This window comes from Bacillus sp. AFS031507 (assembly GCF_002584635.1).
In the GTDB taxonomy this organism is placed as follows: domain Bacteria; phylum Bacillota; class Bacilli; order Bacillales; family Cytobacillaceae; genus Neobacillus.
In genome coordinates this window covers 234,158-253,103 of record NZ_NUOW01000013.1, presented here as the reverse complement: position 1 = coordinate 253,103, position 18,946 = coordinate 234,158, and the positions used below count along the sequence as shown (strand labels likewise).

The window sequence follows — 18,946 nt, the reverse complement described above, 5'->3', positions numbered from 1 at the left end:
GGGGAAGTGAGATGGTCGGATGAAATTCCATGAAATGCAGATAGAACAAGTAGAAAAGTCTCTAGAAACCGACTTTTCTTCTGGATTATCACAGGAAGAAGTAAAAAAGAGAATTAATTTGCACGGACTAAATGAGTTGGACGAAGGAGAAAAGCAATCAGCTTTACTCTTATTTTTTAGTCAATTTAAGGATTTTATGGTCTTAGTTCTTCTCGCAGCCACCTTAATCTCAGGATTGCTTGGCGAATATATTGATGCCATTGCTATTATTGCCATCGTAATTATCAATGGCTTTCTTGGTTTTTTTCAAGAAAGGCGGGCAGAGAAATCACTTCAGGCATTAAAGGCATTATCTGCACCACAGGTCTCTGTGCTCCGGGATGGTCAGTGGATCAAAATTCCTTCGAAGGAAATTGTGGTAGGGGATATTTTGAAGTTTGTCAGTGGGGACCGCATCGGTGCCGACGTCCGTGTGATTGAGTCAAAAAGTTTAGAAATTGAAGAATCAGCGCTTACAGGAGAATCCGTCCCTGTTTCCAAGCATATAGAAATCCTGACTAACCCTAACCCTGGCATAGGAGATATGGAGAATATCGCATTTATGGGTACGATGATTACGAGGGGAAGCGGGATAGGAGTCGTCATTGCAACAGGTATGAAAACAGCAATGGGACAAATTGCAGATTTGCTTCAAAATGCAGAGGCGCAAGATACTCCATTGCAACGCCGCTTAGAGCAGCTGGGAAAAATACTAATTACAGTAGCCTTACTGTTAACTGTTCTGGTTGTAGTGGTTGGAGTTTTACGAGGACACGACATATATGAGATGTTTTTAGCAGGTGTTTCTCTTGCAGTTGCGGCCATACCTGAAGGGCTGCCGGCTATCGTGACAGTGGCATTATCCCTCGGTGTGCAAAAAATGATTAAGAAAAATGCCATTGTCCGGAAATTGCCCGCAGTAGAAACACTTGGCTGTGCTTCGGTCATATGTTCAGATAAAACGGGAACAATGACACAAAACAAAATGACGGTTACCCATTTATGGAGTGGGGGTCAAACTTGGACAGTTGATGGGGTGGGGTATCAGCCGCGAGGAAATTTCTATAGAAATGAACGCAATATTAATCCTAAAGATGAAAAGGCATTGCAACAAATGCTGATTTTTGGGATGTTATGTAATCATTCAGATTTAGTCATTAAGGATGATGATTATATTCTTGACGGAGACCCAACCGAAGGGGCGCTGTTGGTAAGTGCAATGAAAGCAGGTTTTGATCGTCCCAAATTATTAGACGAGTTTACGATCATAAATGAATTCCCATTTGACTCAACCAGAAAAATGATGAGTGTTCACGTTAAAGACAAGCAGGGACGGCATTTTATTGTCACAAAAGGGGCGCCGGACGTCATTTTAGATATTAGTGAATCCGTTCTTTGGGACGAGAGGACACAATTTTTAAATAAAGAGACACAAGGGAAGGTTCAGGAGGCAATAAATGGACTCGCATCAAAGGCACTTCGAACGATCGCGATTGCCTTTAAACCAATACAGGCTAATACGATTATTTTAAGTGAACGAGAAGCTGAGAAAAATTTAACGCTTATTGGTATTCAGGGAATGATTGACCCGCCGAGACCTGAAGTGAAAAAGGCTGTAAAGGAATGTAAAGAAGCAGGTATTAAAACTGTCATGATTACCGGTGACCATGTCATCACTGCAAAAGCGATTGCCTCCCAACTTGGAATTATAACGAATAAAAGCAAGGTCATTGATGGGAATGCATTATCTGAAATGACAGTCGAAGAGCTTGAAGAAATAGTCGATGATGTTTCAGTTTTTGCTAGGGTTTCACCAGAGCATAAACTGAAAATTGTCAAAGCATTACAAAATCGCGGACATATTGTCGCAATGACGGGTGATGGTGTGAACGATGCGCCAGCTATTAAAGCCGCTGATATTGGAGTCGCAATGGGGATTACCGGGACAGATGTTGCCAAAGAAGCTTCCTCTCTTATATTGTTGGATGATAACTTTGCCACGATCAAGGCTGCGATAGTAGAAGGCAGAAATATCTATGAAAATATTCGTAAATTTGTTCGATACTTGTTGGCTTCTAATGTTGGTGAAATTTTGGTCATGTTGTTTGCAATGGTTTTAGCGCTGCCACTGCCGCTTATTCCTATCCAAATCCTTTGGGTGAATTTGGTTACTGATGGGTTGCCGGCTATGGCACTTGGGCTCGATCGACCTGAAGAAAATGTAATGAAACGTAAACCCCGCAGTCCAAATGAAGGTGTTTTCTCGCGAGGGCTGGGCTGGAAGGTTGTGTCACGTGGCTTCCTAATAGGGCTGGTAACATTACTATCCTTTATGATTGTTTACAATAACGATCCTGCCAAGTTGCAATATGCACAAACCGTTGCCTTTGCAACACTTGTCATGGCTCAGCTGATTCATGTGTTTGATTGCCGCAGTGAGAAATCAGTGCTCTCGAGAAATCCTTTCGGAAATCAGTACCTTGTTTGGGCAGTTTTATCTTCACTTGCATTGATGTTTGTCGTTATTTATTACCCGCCATTACAGCCTATTTTTCACACATTGCCGGTAGAAGCTAAGGATTGGCTGTTGATTGTTGGATTATCATCGATACCAACTTTTTTACTAGCCGGGTCATTTTTGTTAAGAAAAACAAAATAAAGTGTGTTATAATCCAAAAGGTAATAGATTCCACTCTATTACCTTTTGTCTTTTTTGAAAAATATAGCTAGCCGATCAATTTTTCAGAAGATTGGATGTGCACAAAATGGTTATAAGTATGACAGGCTTTGGAAGAGCTAAAACAGAATCAGATTGCTTCTCTGTCAATGTGGAAGTAAAAACAGTGAACCACCGTTTCTGTGAAATGAATATCCGCATGCCAAGGCAGCTTTTAAAAATAGAAGATAGAATGAAAAAGAAACTTAATCAGTATATCCGCCGTGGAAGGGTAGAAGTTTATGTTAGCTTAGAGGGTGAAGGCGTCGTGACCCGCAAAGTCCACGTGGATTGGAAACTGCTTGATGAGTATTATCAATTTATCAAACAGGCTCGTGAAAAATATGATGTTGAAGGAACGTTAACACTTCAGAATTTGCTAAGTAGAAGTGAACTTTTACATATTGAAGAAAGTGAAGCTGGCAATGAAGAGCTTGATAATCTAGTTCTGGCTGCAACAGAAGAAGCTGCCAAGTATTTAACACAAATGCGGATGGCAGAAGGTGAAGAATTAAAAAAGGATTTGCTCGCCATTTTATCTCAATTAGAATCACATGTTTTTGAACTCCAGAAATTTGCTCCTCTCGTTGTTCAATCCTTTAAAGAGCGATTAACAAAAAGAATGGAAGAGTTTGTTAATGGGCAATTGGACGAAACGAGGATCTTGACGGAAGTAGCCGTTTTTGCTGATAAAGCAGATATAAATGAAGAAGTCACACGATTAAAAAGCCATTTTCAACAATTCTTGCAAACCCTTGAGAGTATGGAACCAATTGGAAGAAAATTGGATTTTATCGTCCAGGAAATGAACAGAGAAGCAAATACCATTGGTTCAAAAGCAAACGATTCAAACATTGCTAAAAAGGTTGTAGATATTAAAAGTCTACTTGAGAAGCTAAAAGAACAGGTTCAAAATATCGAGTGATCCTTGTTTAGAAACTGTTTGAGACGGTCAAAATATATTATTAATGATTGGATGAGTCCCATGTCGATAAAATTAATTAATATTGGATTTGGAAATATCGTTTCTGCCAATCGAATTATTTCAATTGTCAGCCCTGAATCTGCTCCAATAAAAAGAATTATTCAAGATGCCCGGGACCGGGGAGCATTAATTGATGCCACATACGGTAGGCGGACACGAGCGGTGATTGTTATGGATAGTGATCATGTTATTCTATCAGCTGTACAACCTGAAACGGTAGCGCACCGCTTAGCTGATCGTGATGAAATAATTGATGAAGGGTAGGATTTCTGAAAATGCAGGAAAAAGGATTGCTGATTGTACTTTCTGGGCCCTCCGGGGTTGGAAAAGGAACTGTTCGGAAAGAAATTTTTTCCCATCCGGATACAGCTTTTGAATACTCCATTTCGATGACAACCCGCTCACCACGAGATGGGGAGATTGATGGAGTGGATTACTTCTTTAAGTCAAGAGAAGAGTTTGAACAATTAATTGAACAAGGCAAATTGTTAGAGTATGCCGAATTTGTCGGGAATTATTACGGTACCCCTGTTGACTATGTACGTTCCACTTTGGATGCTGGAAAAGACGTCTTCTTAGAGATTGAAGTAAAGGGTGCCCGTCAGGTACGAGAAAAGTTCCCTGAAGGTTTATTTATTTTCCTTATGCCGCCAAGTTTATCTGAACTAAAAAACCGGATTGTAACAAGAGGAACGGAAACAGATGACATCATACAAAACCGCCTGCTTTCAGCTCGCGAAGAAATTGAAATGATGGAATTATATGATTATGTTGTTGAAAATGATCAAGTGGAGCACGCCTGTGAACGCGTGAAATCCATTGTTACTGCGGAGCATTGCCGCAGAGAACGTGTTGAACACCGCTATAAAAAATTGCTGGAGGTTGAATTATAATGTTATATCCTTCTATTGATTCGCTGCTTGAGAAAATTGATTCGAAATACTCGCTTGTTTCCGTAGCTGCGAAGCGCGCTCGCGTGATGTCTCAGGTAAGAGATGAAAGATTGCCAAAATACGTTTCCCATAAACATGTTGGAAAAGCACTAGAGGAAATATATAGTGGTGAACTAACCTACCGAATTTCTAAAAAAGCAGACACATCTGCTGAGTAGTCTTAAATAGGTATTAATTGACAGTAAATTTCTGAGAGAAGGCCTGACAAAAGGGGAAATCCTTACATGTCAGCCTTTTTTATTTTGGTTATCCTCGTTATGTAGAATTTGTCGAATTACGAGTGGAAAAAGGTGAAAAATTGCATTCATTCTAGCATAATAAAGAAAGAGTGAAATGACGAGAAGCGGGGGAATCCAATAATGGTACAGGATAAAAAAATATTATTATGTGTTACAGGCGGAATCGCCGTCTATAAGGCAGCGGCACTAACAAGTAAGCTTGTTCAGGCTGGTGCTCATGTAAAAATCATTTTAAGTGAATCTGCACAGAAATTTGTTACCCCATTAACTTTCCAGGCGTTATCCCGCAATGAAGTATATGTTGATACCTTTGACGAAAAAAATCCACGTGTCATTGCTCATATTGATTTAGCTGATTGGGCAGATTTAATCCTTGTTGCGCCTGCTACAGCAAATACGATTGGAAAAATAGCTGGTGGAATAGCCGATAATATGATAACAACGGTCCTGCTTGCAGCAACCTCACCAGTCTGGATTGCCCCTGCGATGAATGTGCATATGTACGACCATCCTGCTGTGAAGAAGAACCTCTCAATATTGGCTGAGTACGGATATCAATTTATTGAACCTAGTGAAGGTTATCTTGCCTGTGGATATGTAGGAAAGGGCCGATTGGAAGAGCCGGAAAAAATCGTCCAGCTCGTCCAACAATTTTTTACCGATCAATTCCAACAAACCTTAAGTGGAAAAACAGTTGTGGTTACAGCGGGGCCAACACGGGAAAAAATTGATCCTGTTCGTTTTATTTCCAATCATTCAACAGGGAAAATGGGTTATGCCCTTGCTGTTGAGGCAAAAAAACAAGGTGCCCATGTTGTATTAGTTTCGGGACCGGTGGGGTTGCCAGCTCCATTAGGTATGGAAGTAGTGAAGGTCGAGAGCGCTGAAGAAATGTATAATGCAGTATTGAAGTATTATGACTCAGCGGATGTAGTCATTAAAACAGCCGCCGTTGCCGATTACCGTCCAAAAAGTGCATATGAACATAAGGTAAAGAAACAAGCCGGTGACTCGAGTATAGAGTTGGAACGAACGAAAGATATCCTGCTAGAGTTGGGTAAGAGAAAGAGGAACCAAGTGCTTGTAGGCTTTGCAGCTGAAACGGAAAATGTTGAAGAATATGCAAGGAAAAAATTAAAGGCGAAAAATGCAGATATGATCGTTGCAAACAATGTGAAAGCGGAAGGTGCAGGGTTTGGGACAGATACAAATATTGTCACACTTTTCAAACGGTCTGGCTCAAATATAGATTTACCGATTATGTCAAAAAGTGATGTAGCAAAAAGGATTATCGAAGAAATTACTTCCCTATTGAAGGATATGGATGAAAATGGAAATAGCTAGTGTGATTGTGGATGTACCGGCAAAACAAACGGATAGAGCGTTCGATTATTTAATTCCAGAGCAGTGGTGGGGAACAATCCAGCCGGGCATGAGGGTAATCGTTCCGTTTGGTCCGAGAAAAATCCAAGGATTTGTCACTTCGCTTAAAACACAATCTGAATTTAAAAAATTAAGAGAAATTATCGAGCCCATGGATCTTGAGCCAATCTTAAACAAGGATTTACTTGACCTGGGTGACTGGCTAACTGAGAATACACTTTGTTTTAAAATCTTTGCTTTTCAGGTTATGCTTCCAGCCGCATTAAAAGCTAAATACGAAAAAAAAGTGAAGATTACTTCAGGGGTGGAGGCTGCTGATTTATCCGAACCCCTTCAAACTCTTTTTGAAAACAATCCAATGATAGACTGGGAAGAAGCTTTGAATAATGGAGTGGTTCCCTTATTACAAAAGGAAGCAGCAAAAGGTAAACTTGAAGTCCTTTACATCGTTAAGGAGAAGGTCAAAAAGAAACAGCGTAAGTTTGTCCGCCCACTTGTATCGCTTGCTGAATTGAAAGATGAAGTAGTCCGATTTCCAGCAAAGGCTGAAAAGCAAAAACTAGTATTGAGCTATTTTATCAATCATTTCGAACCAGTCGAAGTGAGGCAGCTTGTAGCTGAATTAAATACGACATCCTCAACTGTTAAGGCACTTGTAGAAAAGAAACTTCTTACTGAGTATGATATGGAGGTTTACCGCGATCCGTTTGAACATAGGACCTTTAAACGAACAAAGCCCTTACCATTAACAAATTCTCAACAGACCGTGATTGGGCCGATTCTAAACGCGATTGAATCAAATCGACATGAGGTATTCTTGCTCTATGGTGTAACAGGAAGCGGAAAAACCGAAATTTACCTCCAATCCATTCAAGAAGTTATTGAAAGAGGACAGGAAGCAATTGTGCTTGTACCAGAAATTTCACTCACCCCCCAAATGGTGAATCGTTTTAAAGGAAGATTTGGGGACTTAGTGGCTGTTTTGCACAGTGGTTTGTCAGCTGGAGAAAAATATGATGAGTGGCGGAAGATTCAACGTAAAGAAGTAAAAGTAGCTGTAGGAGCAAGATCAGCGATTTTTGCCCCATTTGAGAACTTAGGAATTATTATTATTGATGAAGAGCACGAAACAAGTTACAAGCAGGAGGATATGCCTCGATATCATGCTAGGGATGTTGCAGTTGAAAGAGCTAAAACGTATAACTGTCCGGTTGTGCTCGGAAGCGCTACCCCATCACTCGAGTCGTTTGCCAGGGCTCAAAAGAAGGTGTATCATCTATTATCGCTCCCTAACCGGATGAATAATCAAACCCTGCCCTCAGTAGAGATCATTGATATGCGTGAGGAGCTTCGTGACGGAAATCGGTCAATGTTTTCACGTAAGCTTTTTGATATGCTTAAGGACCGAATAGAAAAAAAACAACAATCTGTTTTATTTTTAAATAAACGGGGTCATTCGTCATTTGTGATGTGCCGGGACTGCGGTTATGTGATGAACTGCCCTAACTGCGACATATCGCTTACCTACCACCGAGTAAATGAACAAATGAAATGCCATTATTGCGGGTATGAAAGCCATGTTCCAAAGCAATGCCCGGAGTGTTCCAGTGATTATATTCGGTATTTTGGGACTGGTACTCAAAAGGTCGAGGACGAGCTTGGTAAAATTCTCCCAGAAGCAAGGGTTATTCGGATGGATGTTGATACAACTGGTCGAAAGGGCTCACACGAACGATTATTAACTGATTTTCAGAATGGCAAAGCAGATATTCTCCTCGGGACTCAAATGATTGCAAAAGGGCTGGATTTCCCAAATATCACCTTAGTTGGTGTCCTTTCGGCTGATACGATGCTGCATTTACCTGATTTCCGTGCGTCTGAAAAAACCTTTCAATTATTAACACAGGTAAGCGGAAGAGCGGGACGTCATCAATTGCCGGGGGAGGTCATCATTCAGACCTACACCCCTGAACACTATAGTGTCGAACTTGCAGGAACACAGGATTATGATCTCTTTTACCAAAGAGAAATGATGATTCGAAAAACCCATCATTATCCACCCTTCTATTATCTATCACTCATAACAGTCAGTCATGAGCAGTTGATGACTGTCGTTACAGCGACAGAGAAAATTGTTAATTATGTACGTTCGCAGGTTTCAAAGGATGCCGTCGTTTTAGGACCCGCAGCCTCGCCGATTCCTAGGATTAATAATAGATATCGCTATCAATGTCTGATAAAATACAAGCGGGAACCGAACTTGACAAAAATGTTAAAAACCATCTTGGATCAACACCAGAAAGATACTAAAAGCGGCTTATTGGTATCAATAGATGTAAATCCATTTATATTAATGTAAGTTAGCCAAATGTAACCTGGTCATCAAAGGTTATTATTTCGCATTTTTGGTGAAAATGTAAGCAATTAATAAATTTAAAACGCCTATATAAGAATGGAATTAATGGGGGAAATAATTTGCCTATACTCAAAGTAATAAATTACCCTGCTGAGATACTTGAGCAGACTTGCAAGCCAGTGATTAAGTTTGATAAAAAGCTTGCAAAAATACTTGATAATATGTATGACACGATGATTGAATATGATGGGGTGGGACTAGCTGCTCCGCAAATTGGATTGGACGTACGCATCGCAATTGTTGATATCGATGATGAATTAGGGACAATCGAAATGATTAACCCAGTAATATTAGAAACATCCGGTGAACAAACTGGACCAGAAGGTTGTTTAAGTTTCCCTGGATTATTTGGTGAAGTGACAAGGCCCAATTTTGTTAAAATTGAAGCATTTGACCGAAAAGGCAGAAAATACACATTAGAAGCAGAAGAATTCCTAGCAAGGGCGATTCAACATGAAATCGATCATCTGGACGGGATTTTATTTACATCTAAAGTGACGAGATATCTCGAGGAAGATGAGTTAAAAGGAGTAGAAGTTGAATGACCAAAATTGTTTTTATGGGTACTCCAGATTTTTCTGTGCCAATCTTACAACAACTGATTAAAGATGGATATGATGTCATTGGAGTAGTTACACAACCAGATCGACCAGTGGGAAGAAAAAAGATTTTAACACCTCCCCCGGTTAAGGTAGAAGCCTTGAAACATTCTATTCCTGTCTTTCAACCAGAAAAAATCCGTCAAGAAGAAGAACTTGAAAAAATCCTTTCCTTGAATCCAGATTTAATTGTTACTGCTGCTTTTGGGCAAATCCTACCCAATAAGCTGTTAGAAGCGCCTAAATACGGTTGTATAAATGTTCATGCATCCCTGCTCCCAGAACTTCGTGGTGGTGCCCCTATTCATTATGCAATTATGCAAGGAAAACAAAAAACAGGTGTTACCATCATGTATATGGTTGAAAAATTAGATGCCGGGGATATTTTAACAAGGATTGAAGTCCCAATTGCTGAAGAGGACAATGTTGGTACATTGCATATTAAATTAAGTACAGCCGGGGCTAAATTGTTGGCAGAAACTTTGCCGCTTCTTTTGGAAGGCCGTCTGACGCCTAGGCCTCAAAACAATGAAGAAGCCACATTTGCTGCCAATATTAAGCGAGAACAAGAAAAAATTAATTGGACAAAAACAGGTGAAGAAATCTTTAATCATATCCGTGCTCTAAATCCATGGCCAGTTGCGTTTACAACCTTGAATGGTCAGGTCTTAAAGATATGGCGGGCTGAAAAGGAATCTGGACAGAAAGTGGCAGTACCTGGAACAATTATTAATATAGAATCGGATAGCTTTTCGGTATCAACCGGTAATGGAACGGCAATCAAAATCATTGAGCTTCAGCCCTCTGGAAAAACAAAAATGATGAGTGAACAATTTTTACGGGGTTCAAAAATTTCAATAGGCACCAAGCTGGGAGAATAAAATGACTTCAACAATAAATAATGTACGGGCAATCGCAATGGATAGTTTAGTTGCTATTGAGAAAAACCAATCTTACAGCAATTTACTTCTTAATAATACAATTGAAAAACACGAATTGTCTCCTAAAGATGTCGGACTGTTAACGGAATTGACGTATGGAACCTTACAAAGAAGAATGGCACTTGACTTTTATTTAGAGCCTTTTGTAAAAGATAATAAAAAATTAGCCAATTGGGTTCATCATTTACTTAGACTAACGCTTTATCAAATGATTTATCTCGATCGAATTCCGGACAGAGCAGCGATCTACGAAGCTGTAGAAATTGCCAAAAGTCGTGGTCATAAGGGTATAGCAAGTTTGGTAAATGGAGTATTGCGGAGTATTCAAAGAGAAGGGCTCCCATCCATGGAGGAAGTCTCGGACCCAACCAAAAGACTATCACTTGAAACTAGCCACCCTGAATGGCTAATTACCCGATGGGTTAACCAATTTGGCTATGAAAAAACAAAAGAAATGTGTGAAGTAAACCTAACAGCACCATTGCAAACAGCTAGAGTTAATCTCACGAAAATTTCAAGAGATGAATGTGTTGCGATTTTAGAAGAAGATGGTTTTCAAATCGAAAAAAGTCCAATTATTCCTGAGGCGATCAGATCGTTAAAGGGGAATTTAGCGTCTACCATTGCTTTTAAATATGGAATGTTTACTATTCAAGATGAAAGCTCGATGCTCGCCGCCTATGCATTAGGGGCAAAGCAGAACGAATTTATCCTTGATGCTTGTGCAGCACCAGGTGGTAAAAGTACACATATCGCTGAAAAAATGGATAATACGGGAGAAGTCATATCGGTTGATCTCCATCAGCACAAAGTCAGATTAATCAATGATAATGCCAAGCGACTAGGGTTAGAAAATATAAAAACAAGCGTTTCTGATTCCAGACAAATACAGGAAAAATTCAACAAAGAATCATTTGATCGTATCCTTCTGGATGCTCCGTGCTCGGGTCTTGGAGTAATGCGGAGAAAACCTGATATGAAATACACAAAAACAGAGAAGGATATTGAACGGTTAAGTACGATTCAACAAGACTTATTAATGTCCGTATCCCCTTTATTGAAAAAGGATGGCATACTTGTCTATAGTACTTGTACTGTAGATAAAGAGGAAAATGAATACACGGTTAAGACATTCCTAGAGAATAACCCTGAATTCGAAGGAGATTTATCATTTAAAAACAGGATGCCTGAAGCTATCCAACCATTGATTACAGGTTTTGATTTACAGATATTCCCACAAGATCTTGGGTCTGATGGGTTCTATATTGCAGTTTTAAGGAAGAAGGTGTAACAGTTGGAACAATTAAATACAACTGAGACAAACACAGCTAAGGAAATTAAGAAGAAATCAATTTATTCATTGCAGCTTAACGAATTAAAGAATTGGCTAACTGAAAATGCTGAAAAGGCATTCCGTGCCGAACAAATCTATGAATGGCTTTATAAAAAACGAATTACATCGTTTGAGGATATGAGTAATGTATCAAAAGGATTAAGAGATAAGCTTGCTAGCCATTTTGAATTAACAACATTAAATACGGCGATTCAACAAACATCATCTGATGGAACCATAAAATTCCTTTTTGAACTTCAAGATGGGTACTCGATTGAAACGGTGCTAATGCGTCATGATTATGGAAACTCCGTTTGTGTTACGACACAGGTAGGCTGCCGAATAGGGTGTACTTTTTGCGCCTCTACATTAGGCGGCTTAAAAAGACACTTAGAGGCAGGAGAGATTGTCGCACAAGTTGTAAAAGTTCAGCAAACACTTGATGAAACAGATGAGCGTGTAAATTCAGTTGTTATCATGGGAATTGGTGAGCCATTTGATAATTATGATAACATGTTATCATTTTTAAAAATAATCAATCATGAAAAGGCTCTTAATATCGGAGCACGCCATATAACCGTATCAACAAGTGGTATCGTTCCGAAAATTTATCAATTTGCAGATGAAAATACACAAATTAATTTTGCTATTTCTCTCCACGCTCCCAATACGGAATTACGTTCAAGGCTAATGCCTATTAATAAGGCTTATAAACTTGATGACTTAATGGAATCAGTAAGGTATTATATCGATAAGACAGGTCGTCGAATAAGCTTTGAATATGGTCTTTTTGGCGGTGTAAACGATTCAGTCGAGCATGCTGAAGAGTTAGCTATATTATTAAAAGGATTAAAATGTCATGTGAATCTAATTCCTGTAAACTATGTTCCTGAAAGAGATTATGTACGGACTCCAAGAGACAAAATTTTTGCTTTTGAAAAAACATTGAAAAACCGAGGTATTAATGTAACCATTCGCAGGGAGCAAGGTTCAGATATCGCTGCAGCATGTGGGCAACTTCGTGCAAAGGAGCGGAAAGAGGAGACGAGGTGACAAAAGTGAAGGCTGTTTTTAAAACGGACCAGGGTAGAGTTCGCCAGAATAATGAGGATAGTGGTGGTACTTTTGTTAATCGGGATGGACACCGTCTTGCCATCGTAGCAGATGGCATGGGCGGTCACCTTGCCGGTGATGTTGCTAGTAGCATGAGCGTTTCGCATCTTCAAGAAATGTGGGAGAAATCTGAAGGAATTCGTACAGCAGATCAAGCTGAAGCATGGCTGAAAACCCATGTTCTCCAGGTTAATCAATTATTGTTTGACCATTCAAGAAGTCACGTGGAATGTGAAGGTATGGGTACTACTATAGAGGCAGTGATTGCTTCTGAAAATTTTACAACGATTGCACATGTGGGGGATAGTCGTTGTTATATCTTAAATGATACAGGCTTCAAGCAGCTAACGGAGGACCATACACTTGTGAATGAGTTAGTCCGAACTGGACAAATCACTAAAGAGGATGCAGAACATCATCCCAGGAAAAATTGGATATTAAGAGCGTTAGGGACAGAACAGGATGTAAAAATCGATTTAAAAACGATAATGTTCGAAGAAGGAGATTTTCTCCTTTTATGCTCTGATGGGTTGTCAAATAAAGTCAACGAACAAGAAATGGTTAAAATTCTTCAAAATGAAGAATCACTTGAACAAAAGGCTTCCACATTAATTAATATTGCAAATGATAACGGTGGAGAAGACAATATTACCCTGATCATATTAGAATATGCTAATGATTTTGAATTGGGTGATGAGAAGTGATTATTGGGAAAAGAATCAGCGGCCGCTATAAAATTCTTAAAATGATAGGCGGAGGCGGAATGGCCAATGTCTATTTAGCACATGATATGATACTAGACAGAGAAGTTGCCGTGAAAATGCTCCGCCTTGACTTTGCCAATGATGAAGAATTTATTCGACGCTTTCATAGAGAAGCACAATCTGCCACAAGTCTTACCCATCCAAATATCGTTAGTATTTATGATGTGGGTGAAGAGGATTCTCTTTACTATATTGTTATGGAATATGTGAATGGGCAAACATTAAAGCAATACATAAACCAGCATTCGTCACTCCGTGTAGAAAAGGCATTAGACATAATGATGCAATTAACATCTGCAATTTCCCATGCCCATCAAAATCATATTATTCATCGTGATATAAAACCGCATAACATTCTAATTGATCCTAATGGCAGTGTGAAAATTACTGATTTTGGGATAGCCATGGCCTTAAGTGCGACAAGCATTACCCAAACAAATTCTGTGTTAGGTTCTGTCCACTATTTATCACCGGAACAAGCTCGTGGGGGAATGGCTAATCGGAAATCTGATATTTATTCACTTGGGATTGTCATGTTCGAAATTTTAACAGGCAGGCTTCCATTCTCAGGGGAATCAGCCGTTTCGATTGCATTGAAACATCTCCAGTCAGAAACACCTTCTGTTAGAAGGTGGAATTCAACTATACCGCAAAGTGTAGAGAATATCGTCCTAAAAGCAACGGCAAAGGATCCATTCCATCGTTATAACAGTGTCGATGAAATGGAGGAGGATTTAAGGACGGCGCTAAATCCTGAAAGAATGGATGAACCAAAGTTTATTATTCTAATTGATGATGAGGCAACAAAAGCCATTCCAATCATAACAAATGACCGTCCACATAAAAACCTTGATGAAACATTAGTGCATAGTAATGATAAAATATTGCCTGCCAAAAATGATACACCTAATAAGGAGAAAACTAGTAAGAAAAAGCGGAAAAAATGGCCGATGATCTTAATTTCGACTTTCCTTATACTTTCCATTCTCGGACTATTAACGGTTACATTTTTACCTGATTTATTGTCTGCTAAGGACGTCAAAATTCCTGACGTAAGTGGAATGGATGTTGATGATGCGATTTCTGAGCTTCAGCTCAGCGGAATAGTGGTTGACAAACAGGTTGAAATTCCTGATGATCTGGTGGCTGAAGGAAAGGTTATCAAGACCGACCCCGAAATTGGCAGTACAGTCAAGGAGAACGCAAAGGTTAATTTATATATTAGTACTGGAAAAGAAAAAATTGAGCTGTCAAATTATGTAGGCCGGATATATGATGATATTTTCCGTTTATTAGAAGACAGGGGTTTTAAAGATATTCTGAAAACTGAGAAATACGATGAGAGTGAACCAGGAACCATTATTAGCCAAAACCCATCAGGAGGCGAAGAAATTATTCCTGAAGATACTGCATTAGAATTTGAAGTCAGTAAAGGACCTGAAATAATTGTCCTAAGGGACCTAACCGAATACAATTTAAAAGGGGCCGAGGATTATGCCTTATTAGTAGGGCTGACTTTAGATGTCTCAGATGAAAAATATGATGAAAAAATTCCTGCTGGCATGGTGATTTCACAAACTCCAAAGTCTGGAACAGAACTGAAAAAAGGCGATAAGGTATCAGTCATCATTTCAAAAGGAAAAGAAGAAAAACCGCCAAAAACGGTAGTTAAAGATATAACAATTGATTATGAACCGACTGTCCCAGTGCCAGTGCCAGGAGATCCTGTACAAAAACAAGAGGTTTTAATCTACATCGAAGATATGAATCATAGTATGACGGAACCTGCCGAATCATTTTTTATAACTGAAACGACAAAAAAACAAATAGAACTTACTATTCCATATGGCGGAAAAGCGGGCTATAAGATTATTCGTGACAGCAAGGTGATAGCAGAGGATGTAATTAACTATCCAGAAACAGAGTAATTAATATTAATATGCTCTTTATCAAATCAGTTAACAGAATTTTGAATGATTAGTTGATGTTTTCGAAATGAATGACAAGGAGTGTGGCTATGCCTGAAGGGAAAATTGTTAAAGCATTAAGCGGATTCTATTATGTTCTTGATGATGACAAGTTGATCCAATGCCGTGGTAGAGGGGTATTTAGAAAGAATAAAATTACCCCCCTTGTTGGAGACGAAGTTGTTTTTCAAGCAGAAAATGACTTGGAAGGCTACATTATGGAAGTGAAGACACGAAAGAACGAATTGATACGTCCACCCATTGCGAATGTAGATCAAGCGATTCTTGTGTTTTCGGCTGTTGAACCAGATTTCAGTACTGTTCTTTTAGATCGTTTCCTTGTGCTAGTTGAATTTAATCGGATTGAACCGCTTATTTGTATCACTAAAATGGACCTCACAAACGAAGAGCAGCAAAAGAAGATTAAGATTTATGCAGAGCAGTATTCGTCTGCAGGGTATAAAGTAATACTAACTTCTTCCGAAACAGAAGCGGGGGTTGAACTGTTAAGTCCACACATTGATAATAAAATATCTGTTTTTGCTGGTCAGTCAGGTGTAGGAAAATCATCTTTGCTAAATGTACTTAGACCTGATCTTGATTTGAAAACAAATGATATTTCGTCGCATCTTGGCCGTGGAAAACACACGACAAGACATGTGGAGTTAATAAAGATTGGAAATGGATTAATAGCAGATACACCAGGCTTCAGTTCATTAGAATTTACCAATATTGAAGCCGAAGATTTGACTTCATGTTTTCCTGAAATGCAAAGAGCAAGTGAGAATTGTAAATTCCGAGGATGCTTGCATGGGACCGAACCGAAATGCGGTGTGAAACATGCAGTTGAATCAGGTGAAATCCCCATGTACCGATATGAACATTATCTGGATTTCCTACAGGAGATAAAAGATAGAAAGCCGAGGTATTAAAGATGGTAAAAATAGCACCTTCGATTCTTTCCGCCGATTTTTCGAAATTAGGTGAAGAGATTATTGCTGTTGAAAAAGGTGGAGCAGACTATATTCATGTCGATGTCATGGATGGTCACTTTGTACCAAATATTACGATTGGTCCGCTCATTGTTGAGGCCATTCGTCCGATTACGAAGCTGCCACTTGATGTACACTTAATGATTGAAAACCCTGACCAATATATTGAGGCATTTGCCAAAGCTGGAGCCGATTTTATTACCGTACATGTGGAAGCATGTCGCCATCTTCACCGCACAGTCCAAAATATTAAATCCTTTGGTATCAAGGCGGGTGTTGTTTTAAATCCAGCAACCCCCGTGGAATCCATTCAGCACATAATTGGAGACATTGATATGGTATTATTAATGTCGGTTAATCCAGGGTTCGGTGGGCAAAAATTTATACCAGAGGTACTTCCGAAAATAAGAAAAGTTAAAGAAATGGCAGAACAAAAAGGCTTAGACATTGAGATTGAAATTGACGGCGGTGTTAATTCAGAAACGGCAAAGCTATGCATGGAAGCCGGTGCAAATGTACTTGTTGCAGGCTCGGCTATTTATAATGAAGAAGATTATGCCAAGGCAATTTCGCAAATAAGAGGTTAATGATAAGAGCCAGCTTTAGCGCTGGCTTTTTGCATATGGAAAAGGAGTTAGTTTTATGATAATTAATATTCTAGCCGGAGGACCTGAAAGCCTATTACCTGATTTAACAGAGTATCTACAGAAGGATACAATTTGGGTCGGAGTTGACCGAGGTGTCTATCATTTGTTAAAAAGAAATATAACTCCGGTCATTGCCTTTGGGGATTTCGATTCAGTATCATCTGAGGAATTAATGTTTATTGAAGAACGGGTAGTAGAATTGAAGAAGTATAAGCCGGAAAAAGATGAAACAGACATGGAGTTAGCCCTCAATTGGGCACTTGATCAGAATCCAAGTATGATCTGTATGTTCGGTGCAACTGGGGGGAGGCTTGATCATTTATTTGCCAATGTTCACTTATTGCTGAATCAGTTCAAAGCCAAAAAATCGGCTGATATCTGCTTGATTGACCGCTATAACATCATTTTTATTAAAGAACCCGGGCACTATACAATTGAAAAAATAAACAAAAAAAAATATATTTCCTTTGTTCCTTTAACGCTAAATGTCAGCAATCTCACCCTAAGGGGCTTTAAATTTCCTTTGGAAAATCGTCATATTTCAATCGGGTCAACACTATGTATTAGTAATGAACTTATTAGTGAATATGGTACTTTTTCATTTTCTGAAGGCATATTAATAGTGATAAGAAGTCACGATTAATATGCAATACAATTTGGTACTGATTTCGTTCGTTTGAATAAAATGGTAGGGCGTTCGAAAAAAGTTGAGATGAATAAGCTGGGGAGATTTGTGAGGAGGGACAGTATGAAATTCTATACAATTAAACTGCCGAAATTTTTAGGCGGACTTGTCCGTGCGATGATTGGGGCGTTTAAAAAGAACGAATAGCATGGGTTTTTATCTAGATAATCTTTTCATTAACGAATGGCACCCTTTTAATTTGGGTGCTTTTTATTTGGTTAAATAGGGAATAATAGGGTTGTAGAGTAATTGTACTTTTTGTATATAAAGAAAAGACATCCTCATCGGATGCCTTTTCCATATTAAACGCGTTCTACTTTACCTGATTTTAACGCTCTTGCAGAAACCCAAACACGTTTAGGCTTTCCATCAACAAGAATACGTACTTTTTGTAGGTTAGCACCCCATGTACGCTTATTTGCGTTCATAGCGTGAGAACGTGCGTTACCAGTTGTTGTTTTCTTTCCAGTTACAACACATTGACGTGGCATAATGATTTCCCTCCTTAACTACCAAAAGCTTTATACAGCTATCTTTAAGATCCTCATCTGAAAAAAGAAAATTGTTTGAACAAATTTTCTAGACTTGAGATACCTTAATAATTTATCATACAACTTATTTGATTGCAATAGTTACCTTTCAAGAAAAAAACCTTGACATCCCTATTATTTAAATGCTCTTATATTAAACAGTCAGGAATAACTTTCAATATTGCATTGACTATAGTAAAATGACTGTAGTCAAGGAGCAATTTTTTCAAGAGGGGGAACGATTCATGTCCATTGAATTAAAAACAAAGTTCGGACAAATTGATATTTCAAACGAAGTAATCGCGACCATCGCTGGAGGAGCGGCAATCGAATGCTATGGAATTGTCGGTATGGCCTCAAAGAATCAAATTAAAGACGGAATTACGGAAATACTACGAAGAGAAAATTTTACTCGCGGCGTGATCGTCCGCCAAGAAAATGAGGCATTACATATTGATATGTACATTATTGTTAGCTATGGAACGAAAATTTCCGAAATTGCCCACAACGTGCAATCAAAGGTTAAATACACCCTCGATAAGACTGTTGGACTTGCCGTTGACTCGGTTAATATTTACGTTCAGGGAGTTCGAGTGACGAACCCTTAAGTTCGTGTAACGAACCTCAAGTAGAGGAGGAAAGTT

The 18,946-nt window shown here is 39.0% G+C and carries 19 protein-coding genes; 18 read left to right on the top strand and 1 reads right to left on the bottom strand.

The window, feature by feature from the left end; genetic code table 11:
* Window positions 1-19 precede the first annotated feature (19 nt).
* From COE25_RS13775 to spoVM, 17 genes are all read left to right on the top strand, one after another.
* Window positions 20-2,698: a calcium-translocating P-type ATPase, SERCA-type gene (locus tag COE25_RS13775; RefSeq protein WP_098933027.1), complete on the top strand. Its 2,679-nt coding sequence runs from the start codon at window positions 20-22 to the stop codon at window positions 2,696-2,698.
* Between the two features lie 106 nt (window positions 2,699-2,804).
* Window positions 2,805-3,680, top strand: coding sequence for a YicC/YloC family endoribonuclease (locus COE25_RS13770; protein ID WP_088086337.1), 876 nt, complete (start codon window positions 2,805-2,807; stop codon window positions 3,678-3,680).
* A 60-nt stretch (window positions 3,681-3,740) separates the two neighbouring features.
* Window positions 3,741-4,004, top strand: coding sequence for an extracellular matrix/biofilm regulator RemA (remA, locus tag COE25_RS13765; RefSeq protein ID WP_026566410.1), 264 nt, complete (start codon window positions 3,741-3,743; stop codon window positions 4,002-4,004).
* An 11-nt stretch (window positions 4,005-4,015) separates the two neighbouring features.
* Entirely contained in the window at window positions 4,016-4,633 is a 618-nt protein-coding gene (gene gmk, locus COE25_RS13760) for a guanylate kinase (protein WP_088086338.1), read from the top strand.
* Entirely contained in the window at window positions 4,633-4,851 is a 219-nt protein-coding gene (rpoZ, locus tag COE25_RS13755) for a DNA-directed RNA polymerase subunit omega (RefSeq protein ID WP_088086339.1), read from the top strand. Before gmk ends, rpoZ begins: the two co-directional genes overlap by 1 nt.
* Window positions 4,852-5,052: 201 nt before the next feature.
* Complete coding sequence (coaBC, locus tag COE25_RS13750; protein WP_098933026.1) at window positions 5,053-6,276, top strand: bifunctional phosphopantothenoylcysteine decarboxylase/phosphopantothenate--cysteine ligase CoaBC; 1,224 nt, start codon at window positions 5,053-5,055, stop codon at window positions 6,274-6,276.
* Window positions 6,263-8,674, top strand: coding sequence for a primosomal protein N' (gene priA / locus COE25_RS13745; protein WP_098933173.1), 2,412 nt, complete (start codon window positions 6,263-6,265; stop codon window positions 8,672-8,674). Before coaBC ends, priA begins: the two co-directional genes overlap by 14 nt.
* Window positions 8,675-8,790: 116 nt before the next feature.
* On the top strand, window positions 8,791-9,276 hold the full coding sequence (gene def, locus COE25_RS13740) for a peptide deformylase (protein ID WP_088086341.1): 486 nt from the start codon (window positions 8,791-8,793) through the stop codon (window positions 9,274-9,276).
* Window positions 9,273-10,211: a methionyl-tRNA formyltransferase gene (gene fmt / locus COE25_RS13735; protein ID WP_098933025.1), complete on the top strand. Its 939-nt coding sequence runs from the start codon at window positions 9,273-9,275 to the stop codon at window positions 10,209-10,211. The genes def and fmt overlap by 4 nt, the downstream gene beginning before the upstream one ends.
* A gap of 1 nt (window position 10,212) precedes the next feature.
* Window positions 10,213-11,562 (top strand): 16S rRNA (cytosine(967)-C(5))-methyltransferase RsmB, encoded by a 1,350-nt coding sequence (gene rsmB, locus COE25_RS13730; protein ID WP_088086343.1) that lies wholly within the window; start codon window positions 10,213-10,215, stop codon window positions 11,560-11,562.
* A gap of 3 nt (window positions 11,563-11,565) precedes the next feature.
* On the top strand, window positions 11,566-12,657 hold the full coding sequence (gene rlmN, locus COE25_RS13725) for a dual-specificity RNA methyltransferase RlmN (protein WP_088086344.1): 1,092 nt from the start codon (window positions 11,566-11,568) through the stop codon (window positions 12,655-12,657).
* A gap of 5 nt (window positions 12,658-12,662) precedes the next feature.
* Window positions 12,663-13,421, top strand: a complete 759-nt coding sequence (locus COE25_RS13720; RefSeq protein ID WP_088090355.1) for a Stp1/IreP family PP2C-type Ser/Thr phosphatase — start codon at window positions 12,663-12,665, stop codon at window positions 13,419-13,421.
* Window positions 13,418-15,409: a Stk1 family PASTA domain-containing Ser/Thr kinase gene (pknB, locus tag COE25_RS13715; RefSeq protein ID WP_098933024.1), complete on the top strand. Its 1,992-nt coding sequence runs from the start codon at window positions 13,418-13,420 to the stop codon at window positions 15,407-15,409. Before COE25_RS13720 ends, pknB begins: the two co-directional genes overlap by 4 nt.
* Window positions 15,410-15,498: 89 nt before the next feature.
* Window positions 15,499-16,380, top strand: coding sequence for a ribosome small subunit-dependent GTPase A (gene rsgA / locus COE25_RS13710; protein WP_098933023.1), 882 nt, complete (start codon window positions 15,499-15,501; stop codon window positions 16,378-16,380).
* 2 nt (window positions 16,381-16,382) lie between these two features.
* The gene (rpe, locus tag COE25_RS13705) at window positions 16,383-17,027 is read left to right on the top strand and encodes a ribulose-phosphate 3-epimerase (protein WP_088086347.1); all 645 of its coding nucleotides are present in this window, start codon (window positions 16,383-16,385) and stop codon (window positions 17,025-17,027) included.
* Window positions 17,028-17,082: 55 nt separating this feature from the next.
* Window positions 17,083-17,730: a thiamine diphosphokinase gene (locus COE25_RS13700; protein ID WP_088086348.1), complete on the top strand. Its 648-nt coding sequence runs from the start codon at window positions 17,083-17,085 to the stop codon at window positions 17,728-17,730.
* A 105-nt stretch (window positions 17,731-17,835) separates the two neighbouring features.
* Window positions 17,836-17,919 carry a stage V sporulation protein SpoVM gene (spoVM, locus tag COE25_RS13695; RefSeq protein WP_035445740.1) on the top strand — a complete coding sequence of 28 codons (84 nt, stop codon included), beginning with the start codon at window positions 17,836-17,838 and terminating at the stop codon, window positions 17,917-17,919.
* A 155-nt stretch (window positions 17,920-18,074) separates the two neighbouring features.
* Here the strand turns inward: spoVM and rpmB are convergent, their stop codons facing one another.
* Complete coding sequence (gene rpmB / locus COE25_RS13690; protein ID WP_026566424.1) at window positions 18,075-18,263, bottom strand: 50S ribosomal protein L28; 189 nt, start codon at window positions 18,261-18,263, stop codon at window positions 18,075-18,077.
* Window positions 18,264-18,547: 284 nt separating this feature from the next.
* Between rpmB and COE25_RS13685 the strand changes: the two genes are divergently transcribed.
* On the top strand, window positions 18,548-18,910 hold the full coding sequence (locus COE25_RS13685; protein ID WP_088086349.1) for an Asp23/Gls24 family envelope stress response protein: 363 nt from the start codon (window positions 18,548-18,550) through the stop codon (window positions 18,908-18,910).
* Window positions 18,911-18,946 lie beyond the last annotated feature (36 nt).